Source organism: Paraburkholderia sp. A1RI_3L (assembly GCF_048957895.1).
Taxonomy (GTDB): Bacteria; Pseudomonadota; Gammaproteobacteria; order Burkholderiales; family Burkholderiaceae; genus Paraburkholderia; species Paraburkholderia kururiensis.
Genome location: NZ_JARCHA010000074.1, coordinates 1 through 522 on the forward strand (window position 1 = coordinate 1; position 522 = coordinate 522).

The following is a 522-nucleotide window of genomic DNA, read 5'->3' on the forward strand; positions in this document are numbered from 1 at the left end:
GGACATCAGCAACCTGAAGCCCGGCGAGATGATGACGGTGGCCTGGCGCGGCAAGCCGGTCTGGATCCTGAACCGCACGGACCGCATGCTCGCGGACATCCAGAAGGCCGACAGCGAGGTGGCCGATCCGCAGAGCAAAAATCCCTTTTCGATGCCCGAGCCGGCGTACTGCAAAAACGAGTTCCGCTCGCGTGCGGAGCACAAAAACATCCTGGTGGCCGTGGCCGTGTGCACGCATCTGGGCTGCACGCCGACGCCGCGCTTCCAGGAGGGCGCGCAGCCGAACCTGCCCGACGACTGGCCGGGCGGTTTCCTGTGCCCCTGCCACGGTTCGACCTACGACCTCGCGGGCCGCGTGTTCAGGAACAAGCCCGCGCCGCAGAACCTCGACATCCCGCCCTACATGTTCACCTCGGCCACGCAGCTGGTGATCGGCAGGGACGAAAAAGGAGAAGCGTAAATGGCGAGCGGCACTGAACACGAGGTGGAGACCACGGGGCTCACCGGCTGGATCGACCGGCG

The 522-nt window shown here is 65.9% G+C and carries 1 protein-coding gene; it reads left to right on the plus strand.

Going from position 1 to position 522, the window contains the following annotated elements:
- On the plus strand, window positions 1-460 hold a 460-nt coding region (petA, locus tag PXJ20_RS32950; RefSeq protein WP_421057520.1), incomplete at its 5' end, for a ubiquinol-cytochrome c reductase iron-sulfur subunit.
- Window positions 461-522 lie beyond the last annotated feature (62 nt).